General features: G+C 65.6%; 13 protein-coding genes. 8 read left to right on the top strand and 5 right to left on the bottom strand.

Annotated elements, in window-relative coordinates:
• Positions 1 to 55: 55 nt before the first annotated feature.
• Genes HCA61_RS24365 through HCA61_RS24350 form a run of 4 tightly spaced genes read left to right on the top strand, consistent with a single transcriptional unit; the run spans position 56 to position 6,697 of the window.
• Positions 56 to 646 (top strand): TetR/AcrR family transcriptional regulator, encoded by a 591-nt coding sequence (locus tag HCA61_RS24365; RefSeq protein ID WP_169690753.1) that lies wholly within the window; start codon positions 56 to 58, stop codon positions 644 to 646.
• A 46-nt stretch (positions 647 to 692) separates the two neighbouring features.
• Positions 693 to 3,029, top strand: a complete 2,337-nt coding sequence (locus HCA61_RS24360) for an MMPL family transporter (RefSeq protein WP_169690752.1) — start codon at positions 693 to 695, stop codon at positions 3,027 to 3,029.
• A gap of 42 nt (positions 3,030 to 3,071) precedes the next feature.
• Positions 3,072 to 4,799, top strand: a complete 1,728-nt coding sequence (locus tag HCA61_RS24355; RefSeq protein ID WP_169690751.1) for an ABC transporter ATP-binding protein — start codon at positions 3,072 to 3,074, stop codon at positions 4,797 to 4,799.
• Positions 4,796 to 6,697 (top strand): ABC transporter ATP-binding protein, encoded by a 1,902-nt coding sequence (locus tag HCA61_RS24350; RefSeq protein ID WP_169690750.1) that lies wholly within the window; start codon positions 4,796 to 4,798, stop codon positions 6,695 to 6,697. The genes HCA61_RS24355 and HCA61_RS24350 overlap by 4 nt, the downstream gene beginning before the upstream one ends.
• 56 nt (positions 6,698 to 6,753) lie before the next feature.
• Here the strand turns inward: HCA61_RS24350 and HCA61_RS24345 are convergent, their stop codons facing one another.
• Complete coding sequence (locus HCA61_RS24345) at positions 6,754 to 7,641, bottom strand: LysR family transcriptional regulator ArgP (RefSeq protein ID WP_169690749.1); 888 nt, start codon at positions 7,639 to 7,641, stop codon at positions 6,754 to 6,756.
• Between the two features lie 72 nt (positions 7,642 to 7,713).
• Here HCA61_RS24345 and HCA61_RS24340 point away from each other — a divergent pair, with 72 nt between their 5' ends.
• Positions 7,714 to 8,316 carry a LysE/ArgO family amino acid transporter gene (locus tag HCA61_RS24340; protein WP_169690748.1) on the top strand — a complete coding sequence of 201 codons (603 nt, stop codon included), beginning with the start codon at positions 7,714 to 7,716 and terminating at the stop codon, positions 8,314 to 8,316.
• Positions 8,317 to 8,324: 8 nt separating this feature from the next.
• Here the strand turns inward: HCA61_RS24340 and HCA61_RS24335 are convergent, their stop codons facing one another.
• Positions 8,325 to 9,194 carry a cation diffusion facilitator family transporter gene (locus HCA61_RS24335; RefSeq protein ID WP_169690786.1) on the bottom strand — a complete coding sequence of 290 codons (870 nt, stop codon included), beginning with the start codon at positions 9,192 to 9,194 and terminating at the stop codon, positions 8,325 to 8,327.
• A 46-nt stretch (positions 9,195 to 9,240) separates the two neighbouring features.
• A complete protein-coding gene (locus HCA61_RS24330) occupies positions 9,241 to 9,660 on the bottom strand; it encodes a pyridoxamine 5'-phosphate oxidase family protein (protein WP_169690747.1) in 420 nt (139 codons plus the stop codon).
• A 123-nt stretch (positions 9,661 to 9,783) separates the two neighbouring features.
• Between HCA61_RS24330 and HCA61_RS24325 the strand changes: the two genes are divergently transcribed.
• From HCA61_RS24325 to tgt, 3 genes are all read left to right on the top strand, one after another.
• Positions 9,784 to 12,516 (top strand): calcium-translocating P-type ATPase, PMCA-type, encoded by a 2,733-nt coding sequence (locus tag HCA61_RS24325; protein WP_169690746.1) that lies wholly within the window; start codon positions 9,784 to 9,786, stop codon positions 12,514 to 12,516.
• Between the two features lie 289 nt (positions 12,517 to 12,805).
• Complete coding sequence (locus HCA61_RS24320) at positions 12,806 to 13,927, top strand: MFS transporter (RefSeq protein WP_346777641.1); 1,122 nt, start codon at positions 12,806 to 12,808, stop codon at positions 13,925 to 13,927.
• A gap of 52 nt (positions 13,928 to 13,979) precedes the next feature.
• Entirely contained in the window at positions 13,980 to 15,254 is a 1,275-nt protein-coding gene (tgt, locus tag HCA61_RS24315; protein WP_169690744.1) for a tRNA guanosine(34) transglycosylase Tgt, read from the top strand.
• Here the strand turns inward: tgt and HCA61_RS24310 are convergent.
• On the bottom strand, positions 15,230 to 15,931 hold the full coding sequence (locus HCA61_RS24310; RefSeq protein WP_346777640.1) for a queuosine precursor transporter: 702 nt from the start codon (positions 15,929 to 15,931) through the stop codon (positions 15,230 to 15,232). The two genes, tgt and HCA61_RS24310, sit on opposite strands and share 25 nt — an antisense overlap.
• Before the next feature lie 142 nt (positions 15,932 to 16,073).
• The gene (locus HCA61_RS24305; protein WP_169690742.1) at positions 16,074 to 16,928 is read right to left on the bottom strand and encodes an RDD family protein; all 855 of its coding nucleotides are present in this window, start codon (positions 16,926 to 16,928) and stop codon (positions 16,074 to 16,076) included.
• Positions 16,929 to 16,952: the final 24 nt, after the last annotated feature.

Below are 16,952 nucleotides of genomic sequence, written 5' to 3'. Positions count from 1 at the left end.
TATTGCAGAACTCTGCAAAGTTACACAGCTCTGCAAAATCTGTACCGTCGTTGAGGTGAGCACTCAACTCGGACTGCGCGACCGCAAGAAAGCCGCCACCCGCGCGGCTCTCGCGGACGCCGCTGCCGAACTCGCGCGCGAACACGGCCTCCATGAGGTCACTGCCGATGCGATCGCCGCGAGGGCCGGCGTTTCGACCCGCACCTTCCACAACTACTTCGCGAGCAAGGAAGAAGCGGTCCTCGTGCACTTCGAGGGCCTGATCGAAACCTGGATCGATCTTCTGCGGCATCGCCCTGCGGACGAGCCCATCATGTCTTCGCTCGAGGAATGTGCCGTCGGGCTCGTAACCGATCCCCAGTGGTCGTTCGACGACATCAGCACCTGCGTCGCGTTCGTCGAAGAGGGCTCGGGTAACGAATCCCGACACATCGAGGTGGCGAAGCGCTCATCGCAGCTGCTCGTCGATGTCATCGCCGAGCGTACGGGCACTGATCCGACCACGGATATCTACCCCAACCTGGTGCACTACGTCAGTTTGGGAGCGATCAAATCGGCCATCGAGATGTCCATGGCGAGTTCCGCGTCCTCACCGGAAGACCTCATCCGGGAAGCCTTCGAGCTGCTGCGACGGGGACTCTCGTAACACCGCCCCACCACGACCATGTTCGATCGAAGAAAGGGTGCCTGCCGTGGCGACCTACCTCTACCGGATAGGCAAGTTCGCTTACCGGCGTAAAGGCGCAGTCCTGTCGTTCTGGATCGCGTTGCTCGTCCTCTTCGGAGTCGGTGCCGCAACCCTGTCGGGTCCGACAACGGACTCGTTCACACTCCCGGGTACCCCGGCGCAGAACGCGCAGGACCTGATGGCCGAGCGATTCCCGTCGGCCGAGAACCCGATGGATGCGCTCAGCGCGCGCTACGTCTTCGCGGCGCCGGACGGGCAGACGCTCGACGACCCCCAGAACATGGCTGCGGTCGATGAGGTGCTTGCAGCGATCCGGGGGATCGACACGGTCTCCCCACCTGCCAAGATCGACCCCGCCACCGCCACACCCGAACAGCGGGCAGGCGTGCTGACCAATCCGGTCATGGCAGACGCAGGCCTCACTCAGCAGATGCTGGGACTGGCCGAGCAGCAGGGCACGCCCGAGGACGCGGCGCGCGCCGATGCCCAGGCACTGTCGCCTCTGAGCGCGGACCGCACCGTCGGTTTCGTCACGGTGCCCTTCGAAGGCGAGATCACCGACGTCGACCAGGCGATGCGCGACCAGATCGCCGCCGCTGCGGACATCGGCCGTGATGCAGGTCTGACCGTGCAGGTCAGCGGCACCGCCGCAGCCGAGATGACGATGCCGGGCGGCACCGCGGAACTCATCGGTATCGGCATCGCCGCGATCGTGCTCGCCCTCACCTTCGGCTCGCTCGTCGCCGCCGGTCTGCCGCTCATCACCGCGCTCGTGGGTGTCGGCATCGGCAGTATGGGCATTACCATCGCCACCGGTTTCTTCGACCTGAGCTCGATGACGCCGACACTTGCGATCATGATCGGCCTTGCCGTCGCAATCGACTACTCGCTGTTCATCGTCTCGCGCTTCCGGCACGAGCTGCTCAATACCTCCGATCGTGCCGAGGCTGCCGGTCGTGCCGTCGGCACCGCGGGTTCCGCTGTCGTGTTCGCCGGCCTGACCGTCATCATCGCGCTCATGGCGCTGAGCGTCGTCGGCATCCCGTTCCTGTCCGTGATGGGCTACGCCGCCGCATTCACTGTGCTCATGGCAGTGCTCATCGCGATCTCGCTGCTGCCTGCCGTGCTCGGCCTCTTCGGTGAGAAGGCCTTCGCGGGCCGCATTCCCGGCCTGAATTCACGCGACCCCGAGGGCGGTGAGCCCGGCGCTGCACAGAAGTTCATCGGCGCCATCACCCGTCGTCCGCTGATTCCGCTCGTCGCGGGCGTCGTCCTCCTCGGCGTTCTCGCACTCCCCGCGACCGGCCTGCGGCTTGCCCTGCCCACTGAGGCGACGGGCGATCCTGCCACCAGCGCACGCCAGGCCTACGATCTGATCGACGAAGGCTTCGGACCGGGACGCAACGGGCCACTCGTCGTTGTCGCCGACGCCCGCGACGCGGACGTGCCGGCAGACGCGGCCTTCGGAGCGGTGCTCGGCTCGCTGTACGAGCACGAGGAGGTCGTCAACGCCCAGATCGTCGCGGTGAACGAAGCCGGTGACACCGCGCAGATTCTCATCACGCCGCGAAGCGGCCCGACCGATCCTGCAACGATGGATCTCGTCTCGGAGATTCGCGCCGACGAAGCAGCCCTGAACGAGGAGTACGGCCTCTCGTACGGCGTGACGGGTCAGACCGCGCTCGAAGGTGACGTGTCGGAGAGCCTGCAGAGCGCGCTCGTCCCGTACCTCGCTGTCGTCGTCGGTCTCGCATTCATCCTGCTCATGCTCGTGTTCCGCTCGATCCTGGTGCCGCTCACCGCGACCCTCGGCTTCCTGCTGAGTGTTCTGGCCACCTTCGGCGCGACCGTGGCGGTCTTCCAGAACGGCTTCGGCGGTCTCATCTCGAACCCGCAGCCCATCGTGAGCTTCATGCCGATCATCCTCATCGGCGTGGTGTTCGGCCTGGCCATGGACTACCAGGTGTTCCTGGTGACACGCATGCGCGAGGACTATGTGCACGGTGCGTCCGCCTTGGACGCGGTGCGCAGTGGCTTCGCGCACGGCGCCCGCGTGGTGAGCGCCGCCGCGATCATCATGATCTCGGTGTTCGCCGCGTTCATCGCCGAACCGGATTCGCTGATCAAGTCCATCGGCTTCGCGCTCGCCGCCGCCGTCTTCTTCGACGCGTTCATCGTCCGCATGGTGATCATCCCGTCGGTGATGGCATTGCTCGGAGACAAGGCGTGGTGGCTGCCGAAGTGGCTCGACAAGATCCTGCCGAACGTCGACGTCGAGGGTGAGAAGCTCACGCGCGAGCTGGAAGCCGTAGGCGCCACCCCGGAAGCCAGCCGGGTGTGAGGTCCGCGAGGTTCGTCCGGAGACGCAGGTAGCGTATTGCCCATGTTGGTTCGGCTTCTACGGCGCTTTCTCGTGCGCTACAAGGGTTCGCTCATAGCTGTGGTCGTGCTGCAGCTCGCGGCCACCACGGGCATGCTGCTGTTGCCGAGCTTGAACGCCGACCTGATCGATCAGGGCGTTGCGGTAGGCGATATCGACTACATCATGCGCACCGGACTCCTCATGCTGGGGATCAGCGCGGTGGAGGTCGGCTGCTCCATAGGCGCCGTGTACTTCGCTGCGCGAGCCGCCATGTCGTTCGGACGAGATGTCCGGCTGGCGCTCGTGCAGCGGGTCGGCGGGTTCTCCGCCCGCGAATTCGGCACCTTCGGAGCGCCGTCGCTGATCACCCGCAACACGAACGACGTGCAGCAGGTTCAGATGCTCGTGCTGATGACCTGCACCATCGTGGTGACCTCCCCGATCATGGGCGTCGGCGGCATCATCATGGCGTTGCGCGAAGATGTCGGCACCTCCCTGGTGCTGGCGGTTGCGGTGCCGGCCCTGATCCTGACGATGGTCGTGCTCATCGCGCTGATGCTGCCGGGATTCCGGGTCATGCAGATACGGCTCGACGGCGTCAATCGGGTGCTGCGCGAACAGGTCAGCGGTATCCGTGTCGTGCGGGCCTTCGTTCGCGACGACACCGAGAAGGCCCGCTTCGACCGCGCCAACGACGATCTCACCGCGACGGCGCTGCGCGTCGGGCGTGTCAATTCGGTGCTGTATCCGGCGGTGCTACTCATTGCGAACGTCAGCACCGTCGCTGTGGTGTGGGTCGGCGGTGCCAGGATCGATTCCGGCTCCATGCAGGTCGGATCCATCACCGCGATGATCACCTACGTGGCGCAGATCCTCATGGCCGTCCTCATGTCGTCGTTCATCGCAATGATGATGCCGCGCGCAAGCGTGTGCGCAGGACGCATCCTCGAGGTCCTCGACACCGAACCGACCGTCGCGGCGCCGACGGAACCGGTGCGCGAACTCGGCACTCGGATCGACGTCGAACTACGGGGTGCCGGGTTCTCCTATCCAGGTGCCGACGCGCCCGTGCTGCGCGACATCAGCTTCCGGGCCGAGCCCGGCACCACCACCGCGATCATCGGGGGTACCGGGTCGGGCAAGAGCACATTGATGCGTCTGATCCCGCGACTCATCGACGTCACCGACGGGCAGGTGCTGGTGTCGGGTGTCGACGTCAGGCGCCTCGATCCCGAGGTGCTGCGGTCACGGATCTCCGTCGTCCCGCAGAAGGCGTATCTGTTCTCGGGCACGATCGCCGACAATCTCCGCTACGGCCGCGCCGACGCGAGTGACGACGAACTATGGCATGCACTCGAGGTGGCTCAGGCCGCCGAGTTCGTCCACGCCATGCCGGATCGGCTCGAATCGGTGTTGTCGCAGGGTGGCACCACCGTCTCGGGCGGGCAGCGACAGCGACTCGCGATCGCCCGTGCACTGGTACGCAAACCCGCCATCTATCTGTTCGATGACGCGTTCTCGGCGCTCGACCCTGCGACCGACGCGCGACTGCGCGCGGCGCTGGAACCCGAAACGCGCAACGCGTGCGTCTTCATCGTCGCTCAGCGTGTGTCGACGGTGCAGGACGCGGATCGCATCGTCGTTCTCGACGGCGGCGCCATGGTCGCGACCGGGACGCACCTGGGGCTGCTCGGTCGTTCCCAGACGTACACCGAGATCGTCGAATCGCAGAGAATGGCCGCCGTATGACGTCGCCCGACACGGCCGGACAGCAGGCCGCCCCGCAGTCACGTCTGGGCGTGATCATCCGCATCCTCGGTCTGCTGCATCCACATCGGTACGTGGTGTATTCGGTGATGATCGCGGCGTTGCTCGGTGTGGTGAGTTCGTCGATCGCACCGCTCGTGCTCGGCCGGGGTACGGACATCATCTTCAACGGTGTGATCGGGATGCAGTTGCCGGCGGGGCTGTCGAAGGATGCCGCGATCGCGCAGCTACGTGCGGAGGGTCGCGACCAGTTCGCCGACATGGTCGCCGGAATGAACGTGATCCCCGGAGCAGGAATCGATTTCACGAGCCTGGGTCGCACCCTCGTCATCGTCCTCGCCCTCTACCTGCTGTCGTCCGCGCTGATCTGGGTTGCGGCGTACGGACTGAACGAGATCGTGCAGCGCACCGTGCGGGACATGCGCGCGAGTGTCGAGCGGAAGATCCATCGTCTGCCGCTGCGTTATTTCGATACGCATTCGCGCGGTGATCTGCTCAGCCGTGTCACCAATGACATCGACAACGTGTCGACGGGTATGCAGGAGTCCATCAGCCAGTTGGTGCTGGCGGTGTTCACCCTGCTCGGGCTCGTGGTGATGATGTTCTGGATCTCGCCGCTGCTCGCCGTGATCGCGCTGTTGCTCGTCCCTGCCGCGGCCGTGGTGACGATTCTCGTGGCGAAGCGTTCACGCAAGCATTTCGCGGCGCAATGGGATGCGACGGGAACGCTCAACGGGCAGATCGAGGAGTCGTTCACCGGGCACGAACTCATCACCGCGTACGGCCGCACCGAGGAGGTCGAGCGGCGGTTCACCGCAACCAACGACACCCTGTTCCAGGCTGCGTACCGGGCCCAGTTCGTATCGGGACTGGTGATGCCGCTGGTGACTTTTCTGAGCAACCTCGGATATGTCGTCGTGGCGGTCATCGGTGGTCTGCGCGTGGCGTCGGGCACGTCGACGCTCGGCGAGATCCAGGCGATGATCCAGTATTCGCGCCAGCTGTCGCAACCCCTCGCCCAGATCGGCGCGATGATCAACCTGCTGCAGTCGGCCGCGGCGTCCGCCACCCGCGTGTTTGCGGTCCTCGACGAGGAAGAGCAGGAGCCCGAGCCCGCGGCGCCCACGATGCCGTGGAGTAGGCACGGCCTCGTCGAGTTCCAGGACGTGTCGTTCTCGTACACGCCGGAGCGCCCGCTCATCGAGAACCTGACGCTGCGCGCCGAGCCAGGGCAGATGATCGCGATCGTCGGTCCCACCGGGGCCGGCAAGACCACTCTCGTGAATCTGATCCTGCGTTTCTACGAGGTGGATTCGGGCCGGATCCTCGTCGACGGTGTGGACATCACGGGCATGCTCCGCGAGGAGTTGCGTACCCGGATCGGCATCGTGCTGCAGGACACCTGGCTGTTCGGGGGCACGATCCGCGAGAACATCGCCTACGGCAATCCCTACGCAACCGAGAATCAGATCATGTCGGCCGCGCGGATGAGCTACGTCGACCGGTTCGTGCGGGCTCTGCCCGACGGTTACGACACGATCGTCGACGAGGAAGCCGGAAGCCTCAGCGCCGGTGAGCGGCAGCTCATCACGATCGCCCGGGCGTTCGTGTCGAAGCCTTCGATCCTGATCCTCGACGAGGCCACGAGTTCGGTCGACACGCGCACCGAACTTCTCGTGCAGCAGGCCACCGCGCGGTTGCGCGACGATCGCACGAGTTTCGTGATAGCCCATCGATTGTCGACGATTCGCGACGCGGATCGGATCGTGGTGATGGAGGACGGCCGCATCGTCGAGCAAGGCGCTCACGAGGATCTGCTCCAGCGGGGCGGCGCGTACTCGCGGCTCTACGAGGCGCAGTTCAAGGCACTCGTCGACTGACCGTCAGGTGTTGCGGTCATGTCGTTGGCCTCCCCGGAATCGCATGTAATCGAATCCTACGGCTGACGTAGCACTTCCCGCGCCGTGCGACGGACCGCCGCGGTGAGGGCGTCGAGGACGGGGGACTCCAGTCGCCAGCGCTGCCAGTACAGCGGGACGTCGAATGGGTGGTCGGGTGCGAGACTCACGAGGTCGGTGCTGTCGGTGAGCATCGGATCAGGAAGCATGCCCCAGCCGAGTCCGAGGCGCGCGGCATCGACGAATTCGAGTGCCCCGGGAACATAGTTGCGGGGTGCGGTGATCCGGCGACGGGTTCGCTTGCGCAGGAATCGATCCTGCATATCGTCCTTGCGGTCGAAGGTCAGCATCGGTGCCTTCTGCAGTTCCTCCGGGGACATGCCGCCTGGAAACCATCGCTCGGCGAAGTCGACACTGGCCATCGCGTGATACCGCATCGATCCGAGTTCCTCGGAGGTGCAGCCCTGCACGGGTTCGGGGACAGAGGTCACCGCAGCCATCGCGGTGCCGTCGCGAAGCAATGCGGTGGAATGGTATTCGTCCTCGCGGTGCAGTTCGAACAGGGCGCGGTGGCGGACCGGCATGCGTGCAAGTGCGCGCAGCATCCATGTGGACATCGAATCGGCATTGACCACGAGGGGAATTGTCACGTAGGCGTGCTCGTCGGCGGTGAAGCCGAGTTCTTCGGAAGCGTCCTGTTCGAGTCGCGCGACCTGTCGCGCCAGACGCATCACCACTTCGCCGGACGGAGTGGTGGACACCGGGCGGGTGCGGCGCAGCAGGACTTGGCCCACGTGCTGCTCGAGGGCCCTGATGCGCTGGCTCACCGCCGACGGCGTGATCCGCAGGACCGCAGCAGCTCCGTCGAAGGTGCCTTCGTCGAGGACTGCTGCGAAGGTCCGCAGTTGGGAGAAGTCGACGTCCATATGAAGAAACTCTAATGCAGAGTTAGAGAAATCAATTTTCCTTATGATCGCCGAATTTCTAGCGTGGAGCGCATGTCCCTTCTCGCCGCCGGGTTCGTCACAGGTCTGTCACTCATCGTCGCGATCGGTGCGCAGAACGCGTTCGTTCTGCGCATGGCCATCGCGCGACGACACGTGCTGCCCGTGATCGCGGTGTGCGCGATCTCCGATGCGCTCCTCATCACGGCGGGGATTGCGGGCATTGCGACGATCCTCGATCACGCACCCGGCGTGATCGATGTGATCCGTTGGGCAGGAGCCGCTTTCCTCATCGGATATGGGCTTCTCGCTGCGCGGCGGGCATTACGGCCGGCGGCGCTGTCCGCGGCGCCCGGCGGCGCCGTCACCATCGGTGCAGCGCTGTTGACCTGTCTGGCACTGACGTGGCTCAACCCCCACACCTACCTCGACACGGTGCTCATGCTCGGATCCGTCGCCAACCACTACGGAAATCCGGGTCGCTGGTGGTTCGGTGCGGGAGCCATCGCTGCGAGCGGCGTGTGGTTCGTCGCTCTCGGATACGGCGCGCGCTATCTGCGCAACTGGTTCGCCAAGCCCGGATCCTGGCGGATTCTCGACGGTGGCGTCGCGGTGGTGATGCTCGGCCTCGGCGCCGGACTCGTGGTGTCCTCCTGACGGTCGTGCTACGCGCTCGGAGCAGCGCCACGCTTCTGGTAGCCCAGGGGCTCGAGGTGGGTGAACACCGTCACCCCGGGCAACGCATCCCGAAGATCGGCTTCGAGCCGGTCGAGCAGATCGTGACCGGCACGCACCGACCAGTCGCCCGGAGCCCGTACCGTCAGGTAGACGAAACGCTGGCGTCCGGACGCACGCGTGCGAGGCGGTAGGAACTCCACCGGCTCCGACGCGCGGTACCGGTCGAGCACCGCGTTCACCACGGCGACATCCTCGGCGGGGAGCGCGGCGTCGAGCATGCCCACGACGGACTGTTTCACCAATCCGTACCCGATACGCAGGATGTTCAGCGCCACCACGATCGCCACGATCGGATCGAGTACGTCCCACCCGGATATCGCGACCAGCGCGACACCCACCAGCACGCCGGCCGACGTCCACACATCGGTGAGCAGGTGTTTGCCGTCGGCCACCAGAGTGATCGACCGGTGTTTCCTGCCCTCGCGGATCAGCACCATCCCGACCGCCAGGTTGATCACGGACGACCCGGCCGACAGCGCAAGACCGAGACCGGCTTCCTCGACAGGCTGCGGTGACAGCAGGCGGTCGATCGACGTCCACAGGATTGCGGTCGCGGCCGCGAAGATCATCGTGCCCTCGACGGCGGCCGACAGGTACTCGGCCTTGCCGTGGCCGAAATCATGGTTGAAGTCGGCCGGTTTCGCGGCCAGGCGCAACGCGAGCAGACCCACGATCGCCGCCACCAGATTGACGCCGGATTCCAGGGCATCGGAAAGCAGACCGACCGATCCGGTCAACCACGCAGCGAGCGATTTGAGGGCCATCGTGGCCAGCGCCGCCGCGACCGACAACCACATGAACCGGATGAGCAGCCGATGCGACTGCGCCGAGACCACCGTCGTGTCAGTTCTTGACGAGGTTGTACTGAAAACCGGTGACCTCCGTCGCCGTGATCTCGACGTAGTTGAACTTCGGTGTCGGAACCCAGGGGGTCAGACCCAGTGCATCGATCCTGGCGGCGTCGTCGAAGCCCCGCAGCACGTGAGCGCTCCCGTGCACGACGACGCTCCACGCGGTGTCCTCGTAGATGTGATCGGTCTGGAACGCGACGGCGGAATGCACTGTCAATTCGGAGAGCTTGCTGCCCTCCCCGGTCCGGAAGTACACCTTGTCGTCCGACACGACATAGTTGACGGGATAGATCTCGGGACGCTCACCTACGACCGTGACGAGGCGTCCCACCTTCTCGGACGCGAGTCGTGCCCAGGCCTGTTCCTCGGACAGGCGAACGACGGGCTGATCCGGTTTCGGGAACTCGTTCATCGGTGCTCCTCCTCGAACTTCGATGCTTCCCCTCCAGCACATCACGAACGTACGCCCAGCGCAGGAGTACCACCTGCGGTTACGGTGAGAACGACCCACCCGCGCACGTGGATCGGAGTATCGATGAGTGTCGAGACCGTGTCGAGGTGGCACACCCGCCCCGCAGACGATGTCGCCGAGGCCTTCGCGGTCGCTCCTGATCGGGGGCTCACCGCAGATGACGTCGAGCGGCGCCGCGCGGAATACGGGCCCAACGTGCTCGACGAGGCGAAGAGCATTCCCGCGTGGCGGAAAGTACTGTCGCTGCTCGCCGACAAGATGACACTCGTTCTCGTCGTCGCGGCCGTCGTCAGCGCGACCGTGTCGCGGGAGTGGGAAACCCCCGTCGTCATCTTCGCGGTCATCGTCCTCAACACCGTCCTCAACTACGTGCAGGAAGCCCGCGCCGAGAACAGTCTGCAGGCACTGAAGCAGATGTCGGTGTCGACCACGCGGGTCCTGCGCGACGGACGCGGTGTCGAACTGCCCCGCGCCGATCTCGTCCCCGGCGACATCGTGCAACTCGAGGCCGGCGACTCGGTGCCCGCCGATGGCCGCCTCGTCGCTGCCGTGCGACTCCAGGTCGCTGAGGCTGCACTCACCGGCGAATCGCAGCCCGTCGACAAGACCGTCGATCCCGTCGACGATCCACACGCCCCGCTCGGCGACCGCCACGACATGTTGTTCATGAACACCGAGGTGACCCGCGGACGCGCCTCGATGATCGTCACCGACACCGGAATGCGCACCGAGATGGGTGCGATCGCCGCGCTCCTCGGTGCAGCCGGTGTGGAACAGACCCCGCTGCAGCGCCGCATCGGCCAGCTCGCGCAGACCCTCACGATCATCGCGATCATCACGGTTGCGCTGGTGTTCGTGCTCGGTCTGCTGCGCGGACAGACGTGGTCCGAACTCCTCGTCACTGCCGTGTCGCTCGCGGTGGCGACCATCCCGGAAGGGCTCACCGCGGTCGTCGCATTCACCCTGGCGATGGGTGCGTCGCGGCTCGCGGCGCGCGGCGCGATCGTCAAACAACTCGCGGCCGTCGAAACGCTCGGAAGCACCACTCACATCGCGACCGACAAGACCGGGACACTGACCCTCAACGAGATGACGGTGCGGCGGCTGCTGGTGCGCGGGCGCAACTTCCGCGTCACCGGCACCGGCTACGGAACCGACGGCAAGATCCTCGTCGGCGACGGAATGCCCGCACCCGACCTCACCGACGCGCTGCTGGGCATGGCCATGTGCAACGACGCGACCGTGCGCGACGGCACCCTCGTCGGCGACCCCACCGAGGGTGCACTCGTGGTGCTGGCAGAGAAAGGCGGTATCGACGTCGAGGGCAGCCGTGCTGCTCTGGCCCGGATCGAGGAGGTGCCGTTCGACTCGGACTACAAGTACATGGCGACGTTCCACGCCCTCCCGAGCGGCGGCTACCGGTGCTTCGCGAAGGGCGCCCCGGGCGTCCTGCTGGAACGTGCGTCGACCGCTCTCGGCGATGACGGCCCGATCCCGATCGACGACGCCGCGCGCACTCGGATCCGTCAGGCGGTCGACGACCTCGCGTCCGAGGGCCTTCGTACCCTCATGATCGCCGGTCGCGCACTCGACGCGGTGCCGCGGGGCGATGCAGATGCGCTGCAGGACAGGGTGTCCAACCTGACCGTGTACGCCATCGTCGGCATCGTGGACCCTCCACGCCCCGAAGCGAAGGACGCCATCGAGGTGGCACACGGCGCGGGTATCGCCGTGCACATGATCACGGGCGACCACCTGGTCACCGCGTCGGCGATCGCGGGCGAGCTGGGTATCCACGGCAAGGCTGCGTCCGGAGCCGACCTCGATGCGCTCGGTGATGACGAATTCCGGCAGCAAGCAGCACAATTCGGCGTCCTCGCCCGAGTGGCACCCGAACACAAGATACGGTTCGTCAAGGCGCTGCAGTCCGACGGTCAGATCGTCGCGATGACCGGCGACGGTGTCAACGACGCACCCGCACTCGAACAGTCCGACATCGGCGTCGCCATGGGCATCACCGGCACCGATGTCTCCAAGGGTGCTGCGAACATGATCCTCACCGACGACAACTTCGCGACCATCGTCGCGGCGGTCTCGGAGGGGCGTGGAATCTACGACAACATAGTCAAGTTCGTGAAATTCCAGCTCACGACCGCCTGGGGGTTCGTGCTGATCTTCCTCACCGCCGGTGTGCTCGGACTGGCCGGCGGGGCACCGTTCACCGCCCTGCAGATCCTGTGGGTGAACATCATCATGGACGGACCGCCCGCGCTCGCACTCGGTGTCGACCCCACCGACCCGGATGCCATGAAGCGGCCGCCGCGACCGGTGAAGGAGGCGCTACTCACCCGGGATCGTGTGCAGCGGATCCTCGGGCTCGGTGTGCTGATGACGGTGGGCACGATCGCGGTTCTCTACTACGGCCCGGAATTGTTCCCCGACAGCGCTTCCGACCCGCTGTTCGCGACCACTCTCGCGTTCACGACGTTCGTCTTCTACCAGGTGTTCAACCTGTTCAACGTCCGCTCCGATCTCGGTTCGGTGTTCTCGATGCGGACGCTGACCAATCACACGATCTGGATCGCGATCGTCGCGGTCATCGTGTTGCAGATCTGCGTGGTGCAGATGAGCGTGCTGCAGGGATTCTTCGACACCACCTCACTGACGTCACAACAATGGGCGCTCGCAGTCGCGGTCGGGTCCACGGTGGTGTGGGTCGACGAGATGGGCAAGTTCGTGGCCCGGCGAGTCGAGGCGAGGAAGTCGGCACGCGTCGAGAGGCCAGTTCTGACGTGAACGGGTGACTCGATACCGCGGGGGACGTGTACGCGCGGCGCACGAAGTGCTAGTGCCCGGATCGGGGATGCGGGGGATGGCGTAACTCACGCCGTCTCGAATCGTCGTCGGAGCGCGGGCGCAGGACAATGGAAGCTTGCCCGGTCCGCGGTGCCACATGGCCGACACCATCAGCGCCGATGGATCGTCTCCTGCAACTCGCACAATCGAAGGTTTCTCCCGCATGACCACGACGGCTTCCGACGTTCCGGCTCGCACGATCGCCAGCCACCCGCGACGGGCGTGGGTGATGTGGGCGCTTGCACTGGGGTCGTTCGGAATCGGCACCACCGAGTTCGTTGCGATGGGTCTGCTGCCCGACATCGCGTCCGGGCTCGGCATCTCCGAACCCACCGCAGGTCATGTCGTGTCGGCGTATGCGGCCGGTGTCGTCGTCGGGGCGCCGCTGATCGCGGTGATCGGCGCCAAGCTGCCGCGTAGGACGTTGCTGATCGCACTCATGATCGCGTTCACGCTCGGCAACGCGGCGACCGTGCTGGCACCGAACTACGAACTGCTCGTCGCGTCCCGGTTCTTGGCCGGGCTTCCGCACGGCGCGTACTTCGGTGTCGCTGCGCTCGTCGCGGCGCATCTCGCGGAGCGGGGCCAGCGCGCTCGGGCGGTGTCGCTGGTGATGATGGGCCTGTCGGTTGCCAACGTCGTCGGGGTGCCTGCGGCATCCTGGCTCGGAATGGCGTTGGGGTGGCGTTCCGCGTTCGTCCTCGTCGCGGTGATCGGAGCGGTGACGGTGGCAGCTATCGTGATGTGGGTGCCGTCCCTGTCGATTCCCACGACGAGTGTGCGGATCGAACTCGGCGCTCTGAGACGCAAGCAGGTGTGGCTGACGCTCGCGGTCGCGGTCATCGGCTTCGGCGGTGTGTTCGCGGTCTACACCTACATCAGCACGACTCTGACCGACGTCGCAGGGTTGTCGAAGTCGCTGGTCCCGGTCGCGCTGATGCTGTTCGGCATCGGCATGGTGGTCGGAAACTTCGTCGGCGGCCGGCTCGCCGACCGCGCTCTGGTGCCGGGAATCTTCATGACGGTGACGTCGCTCGCCGTACTGCTTGCTGTGTTCATCGCGGCAGCGCACAACTCCTACACGGCGCTGCTGCTGGTGTTCCTGCTCGGCGCGGGCTGCGCCGCCGTCGGGCCGGGCCTGCAGGTCCGGTTGATGGACGTCGCGGAGGACGCGCAGACCCTCGCGGCGTCGCTCCACCACGCGGCGTTCAACCTCGCGAACGCGTTCGGTGCGTGGATCGGCGGTGCCGTCATCGCGGCAGGTTTCGGCTACACGGCTCCCGCGGCCGTCGGCGTGGTGTTGGCGCTGGCGGGCGTGGCGATCTTTGCTGTCGCCGTGCGACTGCCCTGATCCGTGGACATACGACAGCCGCGGTTTTCGGCTGTCATGATTGGATGACGACGTGACCGACCCCAGCGCTACCGACACCACCGTGCCCGCCCCGAACGACCCGTTCTTCACCATCGGGACCCGCCTCGACAACGGATTGGGGCGTACCGGCACCATCCACACACCGCACGGCGATATCCGCACGCCGGCGTTCATCGCGGTCGGCACGAAAGCGACGGTCAAAGCGGTGCTGCCCGAGGCGATGGCCGATCTCGGGGCGCAGGCGGTTCTCGCGAACGCCTACCACCTGTATCTGCAGCCGGGGCCGGACATCGTCGACGAGGCCGGTGGGCTCGGCAAGTTCATGAACTGGCCCGGCCCGACCTTCACCGACAGCGGCGGATTCCAGGTCATGTCGCTCGGTGTGGGTTTCAAGAAGGTTCTCGCCATGGAGTCGGTGGGCGTCCAGAACGACGACGTCATCGCCAAGGGCAAGGAACGGCTCGCCAAGGTCGACGACGACGGTGTGACGTTCAAGTCGCATCTCGACGGGTCGAAGCACCGCTTCACCCCGGAGGTGTCGATGCGCATCCAGCATCAGCTCGGCGCCGACATCATGTTCGCGTTCGACGAACTGACCACCCTGATGAACACCCGCGGTTATCAGGAGGAGTCGTTGCGGCGCACGCAGGCGTGGGCGGTGCGCTGCATCGCCGAGCACGAGAAGCTCACTGCGCAGCGCGCCCACCGCCCCTACCAGGCGTTGTTCGGTGTGGTGCAGGGCGCACAGTACGAGGATCTGCGCCGTGAGGCATGCCGAGGCCTCGAATCGATCCGCGGTGAGACGGGTCGCGGGTTCGACGGCTACGGCATCGGTGGCGCGCTCGAGAAGCAGAACCTGGGCACGATCGTGCGCTGGTGCAGCGAAGAACTTCCCGAACACAAGCCGCGGCACATGCTTGGCATCAGCGAGCCCGACGACATGTTCGTCGCTGTCGAACACGGCGCCGACACGTTCGACTGCGTCAACCCGTCACGGGTGGCGCGCAACGCCGCGATCTACACCCCAGACGGGCGTTTCAACATCAACACGAGCCGCTTCCGCCGCGACTTCACGCCCATCGACGAGAACTGCGACTGCTACACGTGCGCGAACTACACGCGCGCGTACATCCACCACCTGTTCAAGGCGAAGGAGATGCTCGCGTCCACGTTGTGCACGATCCACAACGAGCGGTACACGGTGCGCCTCGTCGACGACATCCGCCGCAGCATCGGCGACGGCCGCTTCGCCGAGCACAAGGCCGAGACGCTGGGCCGGTTCTACTCGGCCAAGCGCACGCCGTAACTCGGCTCGTGTTTCTTGACGTACGCGATCACCTGGTACGTGACGGGCATGATCACGATCTCGACGAGCGTCTTCCACAGGAACCCGACAACCACGTAGTTCACGAAGTCCGTCCATGTCGAGATGCCGATTGCGCCGGCAGCGATAGCGCAGAAGATCAACGTATCGGCGAATTCACCGACCACCGTCGATCCGATCAGGCGGGCCCACAGGTGCTTCTCCTTCGTACGTTTCTTGATCCATACGAGGACGTACGAGTTGAGCAGTTGCCCGACCAGGTATCCGGCCAGACCTGCGAGAAGCATGCGGGGTACCACCCCGAGGACCGCCTCGAACGACTCCTGGTGCTCGTAGAAGTCGGCGGCAGGCAGTGACCATGTGATCCAGAAGCACAGTGCCGACAGCGCGACCGCGCCGAAACCGAACAGCACGGCGCGGCGGGTCGCGGCGAATCCGTACACCTCGCTGAGGACGTCGCCGAGGATATACGCGAGCGGGAACAGGAAGAACCCGCCGTCGGTGATGATCGGCAGGATCTGCAGCGGTCCGGCCCCGAATTCGGTATCGCCGAAGAACGCGACACCTTTCGTCGCGGTGATGTTGGAGATGATCAGAACCGTGCTGAACAGCACCAGAATCCCGGGATAGAAGCTGTGCCCCACTCGGGCGAACGCCACTTGCTCGGATTCAAATTTCGGGAGGTCGCCTGCATTTGTCACTTGGCCATCCAAGCATCCCGGTCGGTCGATGGTGAAAGTCAGGCAGACGACAGCGGGCCCCGTCCCTGGAGACGGAGCCCGCTGTGCGGTGGTCGAACTGTCAGGATTTGACGACCCGGGTACCACCGGCGAACTTGTCGTGGAAACCCTGCTTGGTGCCGTCCTGCTCGATCGTGACTGCGATGCCGATGTAGGCAGCCAACGACGCGAGGCTTGCCAGCCAGCCCAGGAACGGGATGCCGGTCAGTGCCTGGAGTGCGACGAAAGCGTTGCGCCTGGCAGCCTCCTCCAGTGTGGGATGACCACCGCTCGGCCCGACCACGGACAGGCCGAGCAGCTTCTTCCCGAAGGTCGCGCCCTGGGTCGATTCGAGATAGGTCCAGTACCCGAAGGCGACAGCTCCGGTGAGAACCGACATGACGAAGGCCATGAACCCGCTCCCGGACCCGAAGGTCACGAGCGCAGTGAGGATGCCCATCGGGATTCCGACGATCAACCCGTCGATGATGCGTGCGCCGAGGCGCGGCAGCAGTTCACCCGGCTGCGACGGGCCGAACCCCGGTGTCGGCGAAGGGAAACCGGGCGTTCCACCGAACTGCTCGCCACCGAACTGCTGGCCACCGAACTGTTGGCCACCGAACTGCTGCCCACCGGGTGCCTGACCGTACTGCGGAGCGCCGTACTGAGGTGCGCCCTGCTGCGTACCGAATTGGTTGCCCTGCGGTGCGCCGTACTGCGGCGCACCGTACTGGCCGCCCCCGTTCGGGGACGCACCGTACTGGGGGGCGCCGCTGTTGCCAGGTCCGTAGCCGTCGATCGGGCCGTTGAACTGCTGGGTGTAGTCCGCAGGTTGTGCTCCGTAGCCCGGCTGAGTGCCGTACTGCGGAGCGCCACCCGGGTAGGAACCCGGATTCTGCGGATCGGGCTGCGGGGGTGGGTATCCACCGGATGTCATATATCTCCCTTTTGTGAGCAAGAT

This window comes from Rhodococcus sp. HNM0563, assembly GCF_012726195.1.
GTDB lineage: Bacteria > Actinomycetota > Actinomycetes > Mycobacteriales > Mycobacteriaceae > Rhodococcus.
The sequence above is the reverse complement of the archived record's forward strand: the minus strand, read 5'-3'. Positions and strand labels throughout refer to the sequence as shown.

Coding starts and splice junctions, on each gene's coding strand:
- HCA61_RS24345 (WP_169690749.1), bottom strand. CDS start 7,641: ATGGACGTCGACTTCTCCCAACTGCGGACCTTCGCAGCAGTCCTCGAC.
- HCA61_RS24335 (WP_169690786.1), bottom strand. CDS start 9,194: ATGTGGTTGTCGGTCGCGGCGGCGCTGGCCACGATGGCCCTCAAATCG.
- HCA61_RS24325 (WP_169690746.1), top strand. CDS start 9,784: ATGAGTGTCGAGACCGTGTCGAGGTGGCACACCCGCCCCGCAGACGAT.
- HCA61_RS24330 (WP_169690747.1), bottom strand. CDS start 9,660: ATGAACGAGTTCCCGAAACCGGATCAGCCCGTCGTTCGCCTGTCCGAG.
- HCA61_RS24305 (WP_169690742.1), bottom strand. CDS start 16,928: ATGACATCCGGTGGATACCCACCCCCGCAGCCCGATCCGCAGAATCCG.
- HCA61_RS24355 (WP_169690751.1), top strand. CDS start 3,072: ATGTTGGTTCGGCTTCTACGGCGCTTTCTCGTGCGCTACAAGGGTTCG.
- HCA61_RS24350 (WP_169690750.1), top strand. CDS start 4,796: ATGACGTCGCCCGACACGGCCGGACAGCAGGCCGCCCCGCAGTCACGT.
- HCA61_RS24320 (WP_346777641.1), top strand. CDS start 12,806: ATGTGGGCGCTTGCACTGGGGTCGTTCGGAATCGGCACCACCGAGTTC.
- HCA61_RS24340 (WP_169690748.1), top strand. CDS start 7,714: ATGTCCCTTCTCGCCGCCGGGTTCGTCACAGGTCTGTCACTCATCGTC.